Here is a 17,673-nt window from a genome sequence, read left to right as displayed (position 1 = left end):
TAAGGGGGTGACAGTTATGAGGACCGAAAGCGGGTCTTGGGGGCGATCCGGTGCTCACCTGTGGCTTGCGATTTTGATTCTGGGGATACTCATATCGAGCAGGCCGGTGGTAGCCGAAGACTGGTTCGGGGATCCGATCAAGACGATTCTTCCTGAAGAACCAAGAAATCTTGCCTTCGGATATTTCGATCAGGATAGCCTATTGGATGTGGCCTATCAGACCCTCACTCGGCACCTCTATATCCTTCATAATTTGGGAAATGGTCATTTTTCATCCACCGCCCCTTATGCGGGAGGAATCAAGGATGTCGCGGCGGGGGATCTTGATCACTACGCCGGTGACGATATCGTTACCGCTGACACAGAAGAAGGAAGTATGCTGATCTATCTCAGCGATGGCTACGGTTCCTTTGAGCCTCCGTTGATCATTCTACTAGATGTTGAACTGAATCTCATCCGAGTGGCGGACTTGGATTCTGACAATGATAATGATCTTGTCTGCTTCGGAATACTACCTCCTGACTATATCGAAAGCATCATCATCTATTGGGGAACCGGCGATGGTATTGATCCAAATCCAGATTTCTACGAATGCCAAATCGATCCGGGGTGCATGTGGGGGGATGACACTGATGCGAAGGAGTTGAAAGTCGCAGATTTCACTGGGGATTCTCTTAATGACGTTCTCGTATGTGCATTTGGCTCTCACTATGACTGCCTCAACGACATGGGCATCGGCTTGCTGCGCAGTGTGGGCGATCGTCAATTCTCGGAATCCGTCGAATGGATTTTGCGGGAACCTGGGGTCTGTCCCAACAATTGTAAATACAGAGACTTTGATCTCGGCTATCTCGATGCAGATAATCTTCTCGATTTAGGTCTAAATGGAGATCCGGAGCCTGACTTTAGGACATTTATAAATCTGGGAGATGGTCAACTTGTTGAAGGCCAGGGACTCGATACAATACCGGGTTATTATATGGATCTGGGAGATCTCAATCGTGACGGATTGACAGATCTTGCCTGGTCACATTTCGCCGGCGGTCTATCTGCAATAGCTCGAGGGGACGGAGCGGGTGGAATGGAACATGTCCAAATGCTGTACTCCGTTCTTCGCGATGTTGAGATGGCAGACATTGATACACATCCTGGTCATGAAGTTGTCGGATTCTTTGAGGACACGCTCACTGTCTATCCCAACATAACCTATCTCGATCCGTCATCGGTGGAACAAACTCAGATTGCCAAATCCCATCTTCTTCAGGTCTCGCCCTCGGTGGTTATCGGGAGCGGTTGCGACATTACACTTTTTACCGGAGCATCAACCAGCCCGCATCAGCACAGTAGTGTCGAGATCGTTGACATTCTCGGCCGCAGTCGCGCGACCTTGAATCTCAAACAGAGCACCGATGGAACGGCATTCGCTCATTGGGATGGCTGCAACGATTCCGGCCACCCTTTGCCTGCTGGGATCTATTGGATCCGTGCGTCCCAGAATGAGCAAATCGCGGCGACCAAGGTAACGATATTGCGGTAATCCTGCGTCTTCCAACCGAGGGGGGTGACGGTTATGAGGATCGAGAGCAGGTCTTGGAGGCGATCCGGTGCTCACCTGTTGCTTGCGATTTTGATTCTGGGGATTGCCAGTTTGTGTAGGCCGTTATTGGCTGAAGACTGGTTCGGGGATCCGATCAAGACGGTTCTTCCTGAGGAGCCCATACAGTTGGCGCTGGGATATTTCAATCCCGACACGTTACTCGATGCGGCTTATCTGACCCCGGATCTCAATGTAAGAGTGTTATACGGTTTGGGTGACGGTCACTTTCAGTTGGCAGCAACCTATCCAGGTCTTTACTATGACATTGCAGCTGGTGATATCGATGACTATGGAGGTGATGATATCATAACAGCCGGCGGCCATCCTGATGACATGCTTGTATATTTAAATGAGGGCGACGGGTTATTTGAACCACCCGTGGCCATCTCATTTGATGGTGGGTTGAGGTTGGCCCGAATTGCTGATCTCGATTCTGATGGAAACAAAGATGTTATTGCATTTGGATTTGTCACTGTTGAAGTTATTGAGAGCATCATCATTTTCTGGGGAAACGGCAATGGGTTTGATCCAATTCCAGATGCCTACGAGTGCCAAATCGATCCGGGGTGCATGTGGGGGGATGACACGTATGCAACGGAGTTGAAAGTTGCCGACGTCACTGGCGATGGGCTTAAAGATATTGTCGTAAGCGTTGTTGGCAGTCACTACGACTGCCTGCAGGATCGAGCCATTGCCTTGCTGAGAAATCTCGGAAGTCGCCAATTCCCTGAGTCAGTCGAGTGGGTTATTCGCGAAGAAGATGGCCATTTTTATGATAACTTCCCAGGAATGGATATTGCGCATTTAAACGAAGATAACTTGCTCGATATTGGAATGAGTGGTGGGCCCGGGAGCCTCAGGACTTTAATAAATACAGGTGACGGTGGATTTGCTCCCGGAGTGACATTTACTAACTCAATTGTGTCTTATTGGATTGGGCTTGATGACTTAAATGATGACTATGAAACGGATTTAGCATTTACAATGTATGGTCCGGGGCAATGGGGCGTTATTGCAGCTGGGGATGGGTCTGGATCCTTTGAGGAAACCCAGGTAATTCATGTAGTCTTGCGTGATTTGGAAATTACAGACATTGACGAGCATCCCGGCAAGGACCTGATCGGTTTCAATGAAGACACACTTAATGTTCTTCCTAACATCACGTATCTGGATCCGTCATCAGTGGAACCGGTGCAGATTGCTCAATCGCGCCGTCTTCAAGTTTCACCCTCGGTGATCGCCGCCGGCGGCTGCAAGATTACGCTCCAAGCCGAAACACCCAGCAGCACGCTCCGGTCATTCAGGGTTGAGGTCGTGGACATTGTCGGTCGTAATCGCGCAACCCTAAATCTCAGGCAGGGGGCTGGCGGCCAGGCATCCGTCTACTGGAATGGCTGCGACGATTTAGGCAACCCCCTGTCTGCGGGAATTTACTGGATTCGGGCAACGTGGGATAGGCACACTGCAGCCACAAAGGTGACGGTATTGCGCTGATGTGAAACGGCTAGTGTCAAGGGCGACCATCTCTTTAATAGGGAGGTGGTCGTCTATTTTCATGCCTGAAATGGCCGTTAGACGACCTGGACCGGAGGGTCAAGCGAGGCGGCGTGTTGACGAACTGAGAACCTCATACCACATTCAAATCCGATACGCCCGGCAAATTCCTAACGCCTGGTACCGACGCGCACGGGTGTGGGTTCATGTTAGCGACGGGAATTCTGCATTGTCGAATTTATAAGTCACATGCAAAACCGGCCAGTTGCGCGCATTTTCCTCCTCCTTCTCGATCCGGAATCCCACAAGCGCTCGTCGTTGTGGCACTGATCCTGCATTTGCCCCAGCGCATAGATGTCAACACGGCGACAAGTCTCCAGCGTGCGGACCTTGAGCGATGAAGCACGACTATCCTGTACCTATCGCCGCCGCCATCCCGAGACAACGGTCCTGTATGAGATCGTGCAGCAGCATCTGGAGACCTTCCTCGCCCGGCGGACAGCGGACACGTCGGCCTGGCTGGTGGATCAGCTTCTTCCCAAGGCGGGCTATCGGCAATGGGTTTTGACCTTTCCCTGGACCCTGCGCTTCCGCCTGGCGGCGGATCGAGCACTTCTGACCACGTTGTTGCGGGTGTTCTTGCAAGTTCTTTTCGCCTGGCAACGCCGGCGTGGGAGGTGGACGGCAGCGACTATCTCGATCCCGATCTTGCCGCGCTGTGCGAGGCGTTCTTCTTTGCCCGCAACGCCCCACTGGGAAAGCGGGCAAGTCCCCGCGTGGGACCGGGAAGCGCTGGAGCGCCTGCTCCGCTACGGTCTCCGCGTAAGCGATCAATAAACCTTCCAATTACCCACAAGTATTTCCCATCTGAATATCGAACCCGAGCTGAATGTCTGTGAAACGTGACAGGCCGCGCCACATGACGAGATTCCCAGGCGGCGGATCATTAGCTCGGGCAAGGTAGCCGCCAAGTTTTGCAACTTTTGTAATGTAGTCTGACAATGTCGCTTTCGTCATGCCGTGGCGTTTACAATCTCGCACCAGAAGGTCGAGGAGTTGACACTCTGAAGTGGTAAAGACGACGCTTGCAGGCAATGTAGCAGCCGTTCTATTGATCATCGTCATCCAGAAGATGCGCCAGCTTAGGAGACAGAATACCGCAATCAGTCGACACAGGCGTTCAGCGGTTCTAAGTTTTGAATCTTCAGCTTTGCACCCTGACTTGAGAATTTTGTGGAAGGTTTCAATTTTCCAGCGCGAAGCGTACCACTGCAATTTTTCAATTGCCTCAGCTTGGGAAGTCACCGGTAAATCCGTAATCAGCTTCCAGTTGATCTTCTCGCGATCCTTCGGTGTTCCGCGCTCCTGGGCGTATAGAACGGTGAGTTTAATTTCCGGATATCTATTTTGTTTGCCAATCGGGGGCAGTACTTGGATTCGGCGATAACGGATATCCAGAATGGCTTTTGATCTATTTCCTTTCCTGTCTTGCACTTCGATGCGATGAGTTCCTTTGACACGGACTTTCTTCATTTCGTCCGCAATCGTATGTTTGCCATCCCCAGCCAACCGGTTAACACAGGTCCGCACGAGGAAATGCGTCCCGATGTTTTGCGCAGTACAAAAGAGCTCATAGATGTCGCTTTCTCGATCACCGATATGAACACATCTGTCAGGCTCATTCATCAAGGTCGTGGATGCCTTGATGTTCTCGATCCACCGCATGCTTTCTTTCTTCTCGATTGGGACTCGTGTCGGATTGATTTTCTTCTTGAGAGCGTTGCATCCCTTAAATCTTTTTCGGGTCCAAAATTTCACAGCTGAGATACCGAGGGGGAGCCCTTCGGTAGTAATTACGAGGCTGGAATGCAAAAGCATTCCGCAAACTGTCTTGGCTTTTGGCATATATTCCTTTCGTTGTCCACCGCGTGTCTTACGCACGACTCCAATAGCCTTCTTGTTTTTCCTCTGAAATGAAAATTCAGTCGTGTCATGAAGCACAAGTGCGACTCCTTGGGTTGCACGAAACCGGTCACGGGTGGCCTGAAAATGTCCGGAAAGAATTTCTGCCTCACTCACACGCTCATTTGAGAAAAATCGGTATGCAGCCTTTGTGGCCGCCCAATCCTGGCAGGCCATTGGAATGCTTTCGCCAAAACTCTCCGACATGTGGTTCACGAGAGCCTTGAATCTCTTCTCCAAACGAACATCAGCAAATCGGCACCCTGCCAACTCTTTGTTAATCCACGAGTTCACTTGGTCATTTTTATTGACATGACGGATCATTGTTTCACCTCCGTATATAAGCAAAAAGTCGCTGGACTTATCGATAGTCCTAATGTAGATATACATCAGGAGGGGGATTATGCAAGAATACATCCGCTTTGATCTGGATGGACCAGTATTACCCGGGAGTGTTTCAACAGCTCATAGTCAGTGTGGAAAACCTAATTGTGCGTGCAAAGGCGATCCGCCCCGCCTTCACGGTATCTATTACCGATGGACCGGCCTTATTGACGGCAAAAGAACGACAAAGACAATCAGCAGACAGACGGCTATGGAATGCAAAAAGCGAATCAGAAATTATCGTAAACTCCAACGGCAAATTGCCAAACTGCTGCGCCAGTCCATTATCGACGCACCCTGGACGCAGGAATCCAGTAAAACAACAAAAAGGAGAGGCAAATGAATTGATCCTATAGTAATACTTGTGGGTAATTGGAAGGTTTACTGACCGCTTACCTTTCAATGTATTCCACACTTGCTGCCATGTCCTGCCATTGCATGGGGATGCCGATGTACACCATGCCCATTGCGTATTCGAAGTGTTCAGAGTAACGCAGGGCGAATGTCTGCAGGCAACGCTGATAGCAGTCGTAGGTATTGTTGCTGATGGGCATGTAGTAGTTCCAGAGCATCATCCATTCTTTATGGAGACTTTCGAGTCCGCCGCTCGAACAGCCGACCCACCATGCTGCTTGGTTGAGAAATTCTCCTGCAAGTGCTGGGCGGTATGCCGTGTTGCGGAATATGCCTGCACTGCCGCAGCCAGGAGCGAACATGCCGAAGGGCCGTTCGAGTTCTGGATCAAACAGGCTTCCGTCCCATGGGTTGCTTCCGCTTCCTTTGTGGACGAGGTATCCGGGTGTCTGGCTTGCTGCGCTGACCGGTCCGATGCTGGTGATATAGGAGCACCAATTGTTCCCATTGCGGATGTCTGCAAAGTCTATGTGGCTCTGCAAGTATCCGTTGATATTGTTGGGATAGTCGGAGTCTTTCATGACCTGCACTGCCCACCCGTCGTTCTCAAGTGAGGGGAGTACGTTCCAGTTGTACACAGAGATGCTCGTGTCTGGAGCGATGCCCGAGTCTTCTTCATCTCCTAAGAGGACGAGTGCGCGTCGTGGAAGGGTGCTGTCAAGTGCCTGTTGGTGGTAGCTCATGGCATTCAGGCAGTATGCCCCCACTTCTGCTTGCGTCCTTCCGGGAATGCGGGTGATGCCCACGTCTGGATGCCAACCGTCGATCTCCCAGTCTTGATTGAGGACGCCGTAATGCGCGTCGCCGGATTGCCATGGTGTCCAGTAGCATTCTTCGCATCCGTCCCACTTGTAGGGTGAGATGATGTTATCAGGATGCTCAGGATCATCACAGCCGCTCCCGATGATGGTCGCGCCTTTCGGTACTGTGCCAAATGCTTCCTGATACAGGGCAAGAAACATTTTCAAGTACCATGCTGAGTTCCCTATTGCAGGCACCATCTCGATATCGTCGTAGCCGAGATTGTTGAGGATGGCGAACACTGTCCAGAGTTCAGGAGTGAGCATCAAGTCCATCGGGCCATAGATGATCCAGTCAGGGCATTCTTCACGGAAAAGTTCGATGTCGTACTCGTCTTGTTCTGTGGGGACGAATTCTTGCATGCCTGATTGGTGCACATGACCGAGATGCTCGCTGGGTTCATTGTCAAGGACGAGATTTACCCTGCTTGTACTTCCGTCGGGTTCTTCTTGGACTTGGATGATGATGATGTCTTCTGCCTCTGTGATGGTGATCAGTTCATCGACAATATAGTTGTGCTGCCCTGATCCAGGGATGGTGGCGAGCTCTCGCATCTCATTGACATTGGGGCCGCCGAGAATGCGATGGAGTGTTGTTGGTTGCGGCACTCCTGCTTCTGTTCCTTGCAGCCATACCTTGAGCTCGTTTCCGTCACGCCATGCGCTGATCGGATCGTATGCACATGCATTGTTGGGATCATCGTGGATGCAAATTACTGGGACGAGCCAATCGTTTCCTACAGGACCTCTACCTGACCAGGAGACTGGATGATTGCCTTGCATGCTTCTGGTCATGACAGTGTCGCTTCGCATGGAGTTATATCGGATATTTGACCCTGCGTCGAGTTTTACACTTTCAACATTGAAGGTGAGTGTGTAGTCATTAACCCAGGTCTCTCCCCAGACCCACGCGCCGCCCAGACCTGACATGGTCGCGCTAGGGACATTCGGGTTCATCTTGCAGCTGTACACGACTGTTTCCTGGATGGGTAGGTCGTCATATATTTTGTTCTCGACTGTCGTTGTAGAGAACACGGTGGGGGTGAGTGCCATGCTGTCGATTCCCGCTGCAAAGTCAACATCGTATAACGGCATGCCGTTATAGTCGAGGTAGTGGTTGCTTCCTATCCATTCGTCTTGTTGGAAGGCGAGTGGGAGGGTGCGAAGCCGCTTATCAGGAAGGAAGTAGCCTTGCTGGTCAGTGCCGTTCATCCTGTACCAGGGGAGCATTGCTTCAAGATTGGTATGTTCGTTCCCTCTTAAAGTGATGAGGCAACGCACGCCAATTTCTTCAATGAGCCGTTCCCAGTGGGGGGAATCCCCTGTGTCACATCCCAGGATGAAGTATAAGTCGGGCCCTGTGATCCCGTACTCGGTAAAGATCTCCTTGAAGAAGTCGGCGGTAACGCCAATACCATAATATGGTATAGAGGTGTCCCTGTCTGCTCTCACTATTTGGTCTGCCGTGTAGAGATTTCTCAGATTCCAGTAGCTCTCGTCACGCGTGTCCTCGCCCAGATCAGTGTAGGCATATAGTTCGATGGCAAGGACATCCACGTTTGCATGCTGATACGTCTCCAGCACCCGGACCGGATCGGAAGTGTTGATAATGTCGAATACGAAATCCCAGATTTCATAAAGTGTGTAGGTGTCATAGTAGCCCATAAGGTTGAGGAAATTGCGGTCGTTGCCTGTTTGATAGCCCTGATTCTCCCAGCAACTGGTTGCGGCAAAATACTCTTCCATGTCAGGGTCGTGCTCAAATGCGCTTACTCCAAGGTAGAAGGTGTTTGTGCCGCGGGGGAGTGCATGATCTGCGAATGTATTTCCTGCAATGACTGCGAGCAGGAAAAAATATAGGACGATCCGCATGACTTCGCTCTCCTTATTGTGTACGCTTGATTTCCTCGATTGTCTGAGTGTCAAGGAGCTTAAAGTTTTTGCCTCCCTGGAGTACTCTGATCACTTCGCGGAGAACATTATTGACTTGTTGGGGGCTATAGGTCCTTGTAATGGGCCGACCATAATCTCTTCGCGCAGGATTAATAACTACAACACCTCCTTTGTTAAGGGTTTTGATGATACCGCTGACAAAGAAATTATACTGGGCATGCACTCGTTCTATTGTTGGTACTGAGTTGTCGGGTCCGGGCTCGCCAATCACCAAGATCTCCCGTTCCCCGTCGGGATACCAGATGTTATAGGAACCCGGCGAGACTTTCTCAATGCGGTCGATGAAGTCGTATTGATGTGCAAACTCCTGTAATGCAGCTTCGGGATCTGCACCGCTGTTCCTTGCCCGCCGGTACGTGTCGCTAAGGAACTTGGTGAAGTTGTGTTCGGTGATGCTGGTAGTGTCCATTCCACTGCGCTCTTCCAAGGTGACTTCCCAAATAATGGTGTCATTGGCAAAGAGCTTGGTGTCTTCGATTCTTAACTGAAATTCCTGGCCATCTAGAACAATTCCATGCAGGATGACCGTTCCGGCCGTTGGTTTGTACTCCAGTGGTTCGTCCTGGGCAAGCACAATGCCTGCCATTGAAAAGCACAAGAGTAGGAAGGGGATGTACTTCATGGCTCCTCCTAACACAAAATCCGCCACTCCATCGCTGGAATGAACGGATTCGATCTTCCTTCGGCTGCTTCGATGGCACGGCTCCATCTACGCCTCCGCTTGCTGTCCCGACCGCCAAATAACAGGGAACCCCAGCAAAGTCTCAATTATTCAATCTGCAGGGAGAGTATACCAATGCCTAATCGGCGTCAATCCCAATTGTGCGACGGCTGGATTGGGAGGGTTGTTTGAATGACGATGGCGTGAGGCAGGGAGGGGTGATCCAGGGGTCAAGCGGCCGACGATCGAAGGCTGTCATTGCTGGTCCACGGTCCCTGCCTCGCGCGCATCTTATACATCCGGTAAATCTTTAACCCCTGGTACCGACTCGCACGGGTGCGGGTTCGTGCGACCAAAAGACAAGAGCCTGTAACGCCCGCGAACAGCGCCGTCACTTAAGAAGGGTCATCCGTCTGGATTGCGTCTGCCCGCCGGCCGTTAATGTGCAGAAGTAGAGCCCGCTGGGCAAGCGATGCCCTTTCGCACCCGTGCCATCCCAAGCAATGCTCTGCTTGCCGGCTGTCAGCTCTCCATCAAACAAAGTGCGCACCAGGCCGCCGGTCACATTGAAGACTCTTATTAATCCGCGGGATGCCTGGGGCTGATCAAAGTGCAGAACCGTGCCTTCCACAAAAGGATTTGGGAAATTGCGGATTGTGCCGGCGCCGAACAATGTCTCATCGACCGAGGATGAAACATTCAGCGAGTCAAATGTCCCTGGGCTCAGGTTGTAGTATGTTCCGCTGCCGCTGGTTTCCAACTTTATGGCCCGCACCATATAGACATTCATCCCCTCCGAGGGAGATGCGTCGATCCAGGTGAGCCCATCGACCGGGGTCTCATTGATACGTTCAAATGCGGCGCGGATCGATGGCGCGCGATAGATGTGATACCCTTCCAGGCCGCTACCCGCCGAAGTCCAGGTCAATTCCACTTGTTCGCCGGGCAGTATGGTGGTTTGCAATTGAGAGGGGGAGGCCAGCACGTGAAGCTTGAGTGTCGGATCGCCCATCAACGCGGTGGGAACCTGCCGGATGCAATCACTGCTGGTATACTGATTGATATTGTTCTGTGTCAATCTGGTGCTATACCCGATCGAATGACCCAATGCCATATGATGAAGGTGCCAATTGGGCCGGCCGGAATAGACGCAGACAAGCGGCTGCCCCTGCGCGCCCAACATGGCGCGTAGAAGGTTGTTGGTTGAATCCCAGTCCCCGAAATAACTCCCGTAGAGAGAGGTGAAGACGGAAGTAACAGGCCGCGTTGCGAAGTCATAAGATGTGCCCACCCCGGCGCAACTTGTATAACTCCCCGCTCCACATCCGTAGCACCACAAGTAGCTCTCGCTCTCGAGCGTTGGAAAGAAATCCCCCTCAGACACCGCGCCGGCGCCGAAGAGGCCGGTGAAATAACGCCACCCCGTTGCGGCGGGAGCCAATCCATAGAGTTCCCCGACATTGTCGTCGATCAGACCCCGGCGGATGGTGGTTTGCTGGCCCGCGCGGAAAGCGTGGTTCTTATCCAGATAGCGCGCGATAAGCGCCTGTTCATCCTCTGCAAAGACCGACATATTGGCCAGATCCACTCTCCCGACCTGCAAATCCATATCCGAGGGAAGAAAAGTCTGATCGAACTTGCCGTCACCCGGGATATTGTGATTCTCCGGCCGGGAGGCGGTCGTATTGTTCACCGACAGGTCGGTCCATGTTCCGTCCAGTTCGCCGTAGTAAGTGTCGGCCGGCCACGCCCCGCAGTGATCGCTATGTTCCATGATGTTTCCGGAATAAGGGACAGGAATGCGCCCGAGGAGGAAGAGTGTTTCCATGCTTGGGTCGCCGGCCCGCTCCGCCAGGATGAGCGCTTTGACGGCGGGCACCTCGTCGTTGCGGTTGACCGTGCGGCGGCGCACCTGGTAGCCATCGGCTATCAGGTCCATTTCAAGCCGCTGAAGCCTGTCCGCGAGCGGTGCACTCAGTGATTCCTCTACCAGTAGGAGGATCGTTCCACGATTCTCAATCGCCGGGTACTTAATGCCGGCAAAAAGATGGCCGAAGTGCGGCGGGGCGTAGGGCCCGCCCTCGGCCAGCACCGCTCCCGAGGCCTCTTCGCTGAGCCGCCAGGTGGTCTCTTGTCCATAAACATCAAGGGTCACGTTAACAATCAACTCGTTGCACGGTTCCTCCGGGCTACCCAATGTGAAGGCGGTGATTTCCTCTGCTCCGAAACTTCCTCCTGCGGCGTAGACGACGCCGCATCCGGCGACTTCATAGGCCCCCAGGCCGTGGTAGCAGCACATTCCGTCGTGCCAGGCGTCATAAATGGCAAAGGTGAGATCGGATCCATTGGGTACCTGAATCGTGTCTGAAAAGAATCCGAGCGTCTTGCGGAATGCGTATTCATAACCCCTGCCACAGATGACATCGGAATCCGTGAAACTGGTGGCGCTGCCGTCGAGGTGGGCGATCGGAGCGGACCAGGAAGAATCCCCTTCTGTTCTTCGATAGATGAAGATCTCGGGCGCTGTCGGATCGGCCGGCCAGGAGAGATCTATCCTGGGCGGGGAATCCTGGACAACGGCGCTGACCTCGACGGCGTATTCGCGGGTTCCGGCATGGGCGGCCGGCAACCAGACCCCTATGAGTAGAAGGGCGGACAGCAAAGGAGTGCTGAAACGCATCCGGAAGCTCCTTTCGTTTGGGTCGTTGGGTCCAAGCCGAAGCACGGTATGTCGTCTATACCCTTATTATATAAACATTGGAGTCAGCGGAACCTGAGGATTACCTAAAGAGAATCTATTTTTCTTGCGAAGGCGCTTGTTTGGCGGATTTGATCATCATTTTCCCGCCGCCTTTCATCTCGATCTTCCAATCCTCCGGAAGCAGGTGGTCGAAAGTCAGAGTGACCTCGTCGGCATCACCGTCGGATCCCCGGCGGCACTCAACGAGCACATCATGAACCCCGATGCGTGTTCTCATCGATAAGCCGGGCCATTCATCGGGGAGATTGGGCATCACGCTGACATGCGGCGGATCCTGCGTGAGATCGACGGAGAGGCCCATGTAATCGTCGGCGATGGTTCGCAACAACTCTGAAAGCGACCAGGCCTGGCTGGTGGCGCCGCCGAACTCATCATTGGAGCTCGCACGGGCGCCATCGCGGATCTCTTGGAGTGTTCCCACGGCGCCCTCATCCATAATCTCGTCGAGAAGCATCCGCGTCTGGCCGAAGGCCGCACGGGGATCGGCGCCGGCCGAGACATACGGGCCCGACAGCCAAAGCCAAATGTCGCCATTGTGATAGGCTTCATCGTAATAGTAGTTCGCAAGATCGAGATGTTTTGGATGAAAAGCGGGATCCTCTTCATTCAACGAAAGGATCCCCCAGGGTTTCACGAGATATTCCGCCGCGCGCCGTGTGATCATCCGGCGTTGATCATCGCTGAACAATGTCGGTGACGCCATCACCGCCAACAAGGCATTGGGACGGATTTGAGTATCCTGCGAGCCGTCGGGATTCAGATGGTCGGTGAAATGATCATCCGCCGTGAAATACTGATGGAAGTTCGCTGCGAGTTGATCCGCGCGATGTTGATAGCGGGAAGACAGTTCGGCATCGTCGGAGAAGCGTGCGGCCAATCGCGAAGCTGTAAGGAGACCGCGGTGAAAGAGCGCCTGCACTTCTATGGCCCGGTTCCCCCGCGGTGAGTAGGGATGGGCTTCGCCGCCGGCGTCCATCCATGTTTCGCCGTCGCCGTGTTGTAGGAAACCATGCTCATCGACGGCATGGCGCAACGCCCCCTCGACGGCGCGGAGAACGACGGGCGTCATCTCGCGCGCAAAATCATCCCAGCCTGATCGGCGCCAAAGTTCGTCGAGGGCGCGAACAAACCACCAGGTGCCGTCGATCCCCGCAAACTGAACCTGCTCGACCGTGACAAAGTTGGGCAGGCGTCCCTCGTGTGGGTTGTTGGGATCGGTCGCTTGGAATGTGGCGAAGGATCGCAGCACTGTTTCGGCGGTACTGAAATCGCCATTGGTTATACAAGCGCCGGGGAGAACAATAAAGGTATCCCGTCCCCAATAGGTTGTGAACCAGTAAAAGCCGGCATAAATTCCGGCGCCGCGCTGATTCATGATCAGGTTGTCGAGGGAGATCCGCGCCCAAGCCAAAGCATGGTCGTCTTTCTCGACGCCGGTTTGAATGCGCGCGTTTTGAATGAGGTCCGTGAGGCGATCCCGGCGCGCTTGAGCCAGTCGATCAGCGTCGGCCCGCAAGCGCCGGGCGCTTGCGGCGGCCGCATCGGCCGTGACGTCGGCGGCGAAGATGATCTCGATATCGGCCTCCGGGACCGGCGGGGGAATCCTGCCCGTGATCCTGCCGGGTATGTAGGGGAAGGCCTCGCCCATCGCCCTCCGGGCCGCGTCTTTGGGATAAATTGTTTTGTGATAGGTTCCCTTTTCGCGGAATTCTTCGGCGCCCTTGACGGCGATCGCCAACCATGGGGGATGATCCAGCGGCTGGGTCGATGCGATTTCATCCTCGCGCGCGATGAGCAGAAATCCGTCCCGCCATTCGATCCGGTATTCCGGTTGCCCGGTACTCCAAAGAAAACGCATGTCGACGCGGGGGATCAATTCAAACCGGCCCGCGGGAACATTCTGGTAGAGCACGCGAAAACCGTTGGAGCGGTCGAAGAGGGTGATCACCTCGGTGACCAGCTGTCCGCCGGGAAGCCGGTGCAGGCGCTCGATCCGGTCGGGCCAGACGGTCGCCGAGAGCGATGTTTCCGGTCCGATCTCGGCGCCGTTTTCGAGACGCAGCGACCATCCATCCAGGATCTCATGCATCGCAATGTAAAAGCCGTGATAACTCCGGGTATCGGGTCCCACCGCTTCACCGGCGAGGTGGGCCGCACCCTTGTCGGTATAGATAAACTCCCGGGGATGATCCCGCGTCACCACGATGGCCAGAGAATCAACATTGAATTCAATGGATGAACTCATTTGAAGCTCCGTTCTCGATTCGGAGATGATATCCGGCTCAGCGGCCAGGGCGCCGGCGGTGAAAAAGCCGATGAGGATCCAGGCGAAGGCGAACCGGGCCGCCATCGCCGCCATCCGAGCTTGATGCCATCGTTTGAACAAAAGCCGATTCACGGCGCTTAGGGCATCAGCTTGAAAATAGTACCTGAAATCGGATCAACTTTGACCTTGAGTATCGAGCCGTCCATCTTTAATGTGCCGCCTCCCATGAGATTCTCAAAGGTCGCGCCCGTTTTTATCCGATCGATTCCGCCGAGTGGAATCGACACCTCGATCATTTTGTCGGCATTGTTCAAGACGACAAGGATCAGAGCGTCGGGATCACTGCGAAGATAGGCGAGGGTTTGACCTTCGGCCAGGATTGTACTAAACGATCCCCGGCGCAGCACGGGAAGGTTACGCCGGATTTTTATGAGCTTCTGGTAATGATCGCGAAGGATAACGCGGCGGCCTTCCTCGGCGTATTTCCAATAGAACGGCCGCCGGCAGTCGGGATCTTTGTTCCCTTCCATCGCGACCTCGTCGCCATAGTAGATGTGCGGTGTGCCGACATACGTCATCTGGAAGACAGCGGCCAGCATGAGACGACGGATATCCTTGCCCGCGTCGGTGAGAAAACGAACCGTGTCATGGCTGTCGATGAGGTTCATCATAATCTGCTGGGATTGGGGGGCATAAACCGAACGCCCCGGCGCCAACTCGCGGTCGAATGCGGCGGCGGAACCCTCGCCCTTGCCGATCCATTTCATCACCGGATCCTTGAAGAAACGGTAGTTCATCGTGGCGTCGACCATATCGGGGCTGATCCAACCGGAGGCGTCACCCCATAATTCGGCGATGATATAGGAGTCGGGCTTCGCCTTGCGGACTTCGGCGGCGAAGAGTTTCCAGAACCACAACGGCGCTTCGTTGGGTACATCGAGACGAACGCCATCAATATCGAGTGTTGAGAACCAGTAGCGGGTCGACTCGAGCAGGTAATTGATCATCGGCCAATTCGGCGTCGCCTTCTCTATATCAACAACCGAATTTTCATCCGGATTGGGCAGGCTGAGATCGAAATTCAGATCGGGCAGGCTGCCGTAATTCCACCAGCAGGCGTAATAATTCTCCGCTCTGAAATCGGCGGGCCGGGGATCGGGCAGGGGCCACTTCTTCCATTCGTACCAGTTCCAATATTTTGATTCGGGCCCGTTCTTGACAATATCCTGAAAAGCCCAATGGGCGTCGCCGGTATGATTGAAGACGACATCGATAATAATGCGGATTCCCGCGGCGTGGGCCTTTTGAACAAATTTCTTAAAGAGAGCCTCATCGGCAAAATGGGGGTCGACCGTCATATAATCGATCGTGTCGTATTTGTGGCTTGAGCGGGCCTGAAAAACCGGATTGAAATAGATAATGGTGATACCCAAATCCTGGAGATAAGGAATTTTCTCCATAACACCGGCGATATCACCCCCGTAGAAAGAGTACCAATCGGGATTCCCGTCGGAGCGGTAGGGGCTTTTTTTGAGACCGCCGACATCGTACCAGTCCTTGACGAGATGGTAATATTCTCCGTCAAAGAGGCCGACGCGGGGAAGGCTTGTTTTCCCCTCATAGTACCATTCCTTGAAATCGGGATCGTTTGACTTGTCGCCATTGTAAAAGCGTTCCGGGAAGATCTGATAGAAGACGCCGTCGCGCACCCACAAGGGTATTCTTAGACGTTCCACCGTCGCCGGATCAAAAGCGAATCCGGCCATTGAGGAGCCGTTCTTGGCAAAGCCATCCGGCCCAAGCCAGAGCTCGGTTTTGCCGTCAACATAGACAAAGGCGTAATGAAAGGGCTTCAAATCCTGATCCGAAGAAAGCATTGTTTCATAATAGTCAAATGCGGTGTCTCCCGACAGGCGCTCCATCGGCACTCTGGTCCACTCGCCATCGGCTCTCCAGGCGAGTGAAACCGATTCGACGTCTCCGGTATAAGCGCGCGCACGGAAGAGGACTTCTTGGTTTGATATCATGTTTCGCTCGGAAAGAGAGAAGGAGTGCGTGATACCGTCGGTGAAGATCTTGCCGTCTCCCTTTTTCAGATCGATTTTCTTGAAGCTTTCGTCGATGTGAATCACGGAATTCCTGCCGCCGAATCCGTCATCGACCTGTTCGACGGCCTTGGGGTCGTGCAGCCAGACGCCGTCGACGACGAATTTGTATTTGTGCGTCCCGCCCGGCAACACAAGATTAATGGAATAGGTGCCATCACCCTCGGGGTCCGCCATCGGGTTCGATGTGGCGGACCAATCATTGAACGATCCGGCAATAAAGACCTTCTGCGGCGTTTTATCCGGCGTGTACGAGAAGGCGACCTGGAAAACACCCTCCGGCGCCGGCGCACTCGAGCCTTCGCCCATGGCGCCGCCCATTGAGCCGCCTGCGGAGGGAATCACGCCGCCTTCACCGACATTGAGAATCGAGTTTTTCCCGCCGAGGCCGTCATCGGCAAACTCACCGGCCTTCTGGTCTTCATACCAGGTGCCGTTGACGACAAATTTGTATTCATACCGGCCGGGCTCGAGATTCAACGTATATTCGTAGACATTATTGCCGTCTGCATCGGTCATGCGCATCGCCGTCGGCGACCAGTTGTTGAAAGTACCCGCCAAAAAGATATTGTCCGTCGGCACCATCGGTGTGTAAGTAAAGGTCACCGGGTGTCCGGCGCCGGCATCGGCCCCCGCGGGGGTTGTTATCGTACCGGCCGGCGAAACCTGCGGCGGAGCGATGATACCGTCTTCACCCACATTGAGTATCGAGTTTCGGCCGCCATGGGTGTCATCGACAAACTCACCGGCGCTCAAATCTTCATACCAGGTTCCATTCACGACGAATTTGTATTCATACCGTCCTGGCGCCAGATCCATTGTATATTCAAAGACACCGTCGCCGTTATCGTCGGTCATCTTGTTCGCGGTCGGAGACCAATTATTAAAGGTTCCGGCGAGAAAGACATCCGCCCCCGCGTTTACCGGCTGATAATGAAATGTTATATCAACCGCCTGAGAGGAACCGATAGCGAATCCAAGAAGGGCGACCGCGGCCGCTCCCAGAAGAAATCCCCAAAGGATTTTTCCTGGCCAAAAGAAACCACTCCATTCACTGTATAAAGACCGGTTGCCGGAATTCAGCCGGGATATCCTTGATGCGGCCATGACTCCCCCCCTTCAGGCACTCCTGCGGTTCTGATCCCCCGATTCCCGGATTTCCCGAAAGTCGGATTTCTGCCCGGCCTCGTGGCAAGACGCTTGCCGGAGAGACCGAGAGGATCCTATAGTACGTCGGAGTCATGCTTTCAGGGAAGCCTCAAGGCGCCGACACCGG

General features: G+C 53.7%; 10 protein-coding genes. 4 read left to right on the top strand and 6 right to left on the bottom strand.

Annotated features, from left to right (window positions below; all coding sequences use genetic code 11):
- Window positions 1–106 precede the first annotated feature (106 nt).
- The 3 genes from KJ970_04310 (at window position 107) to KJ970_04300 (ending at window position 3,928) form a co-directional block, all read left to right on the top strand.
- A complete protein-coding gene (locus KJ970_04310) occupies window positions 107–1,537 on the top strand; it encodes a hypothetical protein (GenBank protein ID MBU2690128.1) in 1,431 nt (476 codons plus the stop codon).
- 126 nt (window positions 1,538–1,663) lie between these two features.
- On the top strand, window positions 1,664–3,091 hold the full coding sequence (locus tag KJ970_04305; protein MBU2690127.1) for a hypothetical protein: 1,428 nt from the start codon (window positions 1,664–1,666) through the stop codon (window positions 3,089–3,091).
- 354 nt (window positions 3,092–3,445) lie between these two features.
- Window positions 3,446–3,928, top strand: a complete 483-nt coding sequence (locus KJ970_04300) for a hypothetical protein (GenBank protein ID MBU2690126.1) — start codon at window positions 3,446–3,448, stop codon at window positions 3,926–3,928.
- Window positions 3,929–3,937: 9 nt separating this feature from the next.
- Here KJ970_04300 and KJ970_04295 read toward each other — a convergent pair whose 3' ends face one another.
- On the bottom strand, window positions 3,938–5,377 hold the full coding sequence (locus KJ970_04295) for an IS4 family transposase (protein MBU2690125.1): 1,440 nt from the start codon (window positions 5,375–5,377) through the stop codon (window positions 3,938–3,940).
- Window positions 5,378–5,484: 107 nt separating this feature from the next.
- Between KJ970_04295 and KJ970_04290 the strand changes: the two genes are divergently transcribed.
- Entirely contained in the window at window positions 5,485–5,793 is a 309-nt protein-coding gene (locus tag KJ970_04290; GenBank protein MBU2690124.1) for a hypothetical protein, read from the top strand.
- A gap of 36 nt (window positions 5,794–5,829) precedes the next feature.
- Here the strand turns inward: KJ970_04290 and KJ970_04285 are convergent, their stop codons facing one another.
- The 5 genes from KJ970_04285 to KJ970_04265 form a co-directional block, all read right to left on the bottom strand.
- Window positions 5,830–8,523: a hypothetical protein gene (locus KJ970_04285; GenBank protein ID MBU2690123.1), complete on the bottom strand. Its 2,694-nt coding sequence runs from the start codon at window positions 8,521–8,523 to the stop codon at window positions 5,830–5,832.
- A gap of 13 nt (window positions 8,524–8,536) precedes the next feature.
- Window positions 8,537–9,226 (bottom strand): hypothetical protein, encoded by a 690-nt coding sequence (locus tag KJ970_04280; protein MBU2690122.1) that lies wholly within the window; start codon window positions 9,224–9,226, stop codon window positions 8,537–8,539.
- Between the two features lie 430 nt (window positions 9,227–9,656).
- A complete protein-coding gene (locus KJ970_04275; GenBank protein MBU2690121.1) occupies window positions 9,657–11,945 on the bottom strand; it encodes a T9SS type A sorting domain-containing protein in 2,289 nt (762 codons plus the stop codon).
- A gap of 115 nt (window positions 11,946–12,060) precedes the next feature.
- Window positions 12,061–14,424, bottom strand: a complete 2,364-nt coding sequence (locus KJ970_04270) for a hypothetical protein (GenBank protein MBU2690120.1) — start codon at window positions 14,422–14,424, stop codon at window positions 12,061–12,063.
- Window positions 14,425–14,429: 5 nt separating this feature from the next.
- Complete coding sequence (locus KJ970_04265; protein MBU2690119.1) at window positions 14,430–17,504, bottom strand: alpha amylase N-terminal ig-like domain-containing protein; 3,075 nt, start codon at window positions 17,502–17,504, stop codon at window positions 14,430–14,432.
- Window positions 17,505–17,673: the final 169 nt, after the last annotated feature.

This window comes from Candidatus Eisenbacteria bacterium, from assembly GCA_018831195.1.
Lineage (GTDB): Bacteria > Eisenbacteria > RBG-16-71-46 > CAIMUX01 > JAHJDP01 > JAHJDP01.
This window is presented reverse-complemented; position numbering and strand designations above follow the sequence as displayed.

Bases quoted from the DNA above. Each gene is read 5' to 3' on its own strand.
- KJ970_04300 (MBU2690126.1), top strand. From the start codon at position 3,446: ATGTCAACACGGCGACAAGTCTCCAGCGTGCGGACCTTGAGCGATGAA.
- KJ970_04295 (MBU2690125.1), bottom strand. From the start codon at position 5,377: ATGATCCGTCATGTCAATAAAAATGACCAAGTGAACTCGTGGATTAAC.
- KJ970_04290 (MBU2690124.1), top strand. From the start codon at position 5,485: ATGGACCAGTATTACCCGGGAGTGTTTCAACAGCTCATAGTCAGTGTG.
- KJ970_04285 (MBU2690123.1), bottom strand. From the start codon at position 8,523: ATGCGGATCGTCCTATATTTTTTCCTGCTCGCAGTCATTGCAGGAAAT.
- KJ970_04280 (MBU2690122.1), bottom strand. From the start codon at position 9,226: ATGAAGTACATCCCCTTCCTACTCTTGTGCTTTTCAATGGCAGGCATT.
- KJ970_04275 (MBU2690121.1), bottom strand. From the start codon at position 11,945: ATGCGTTTCAGCACTCCTTTGCTGTCCGCCCTTCTACTCATAGGGGTC.
- KJ970_04265 (MBU2690119.1), bottom strand. From the start codon at position 17,504: ATGGCCGCATCAAGGATATCCCGGCTGAATTCCGGCAACCGGTCTTTA.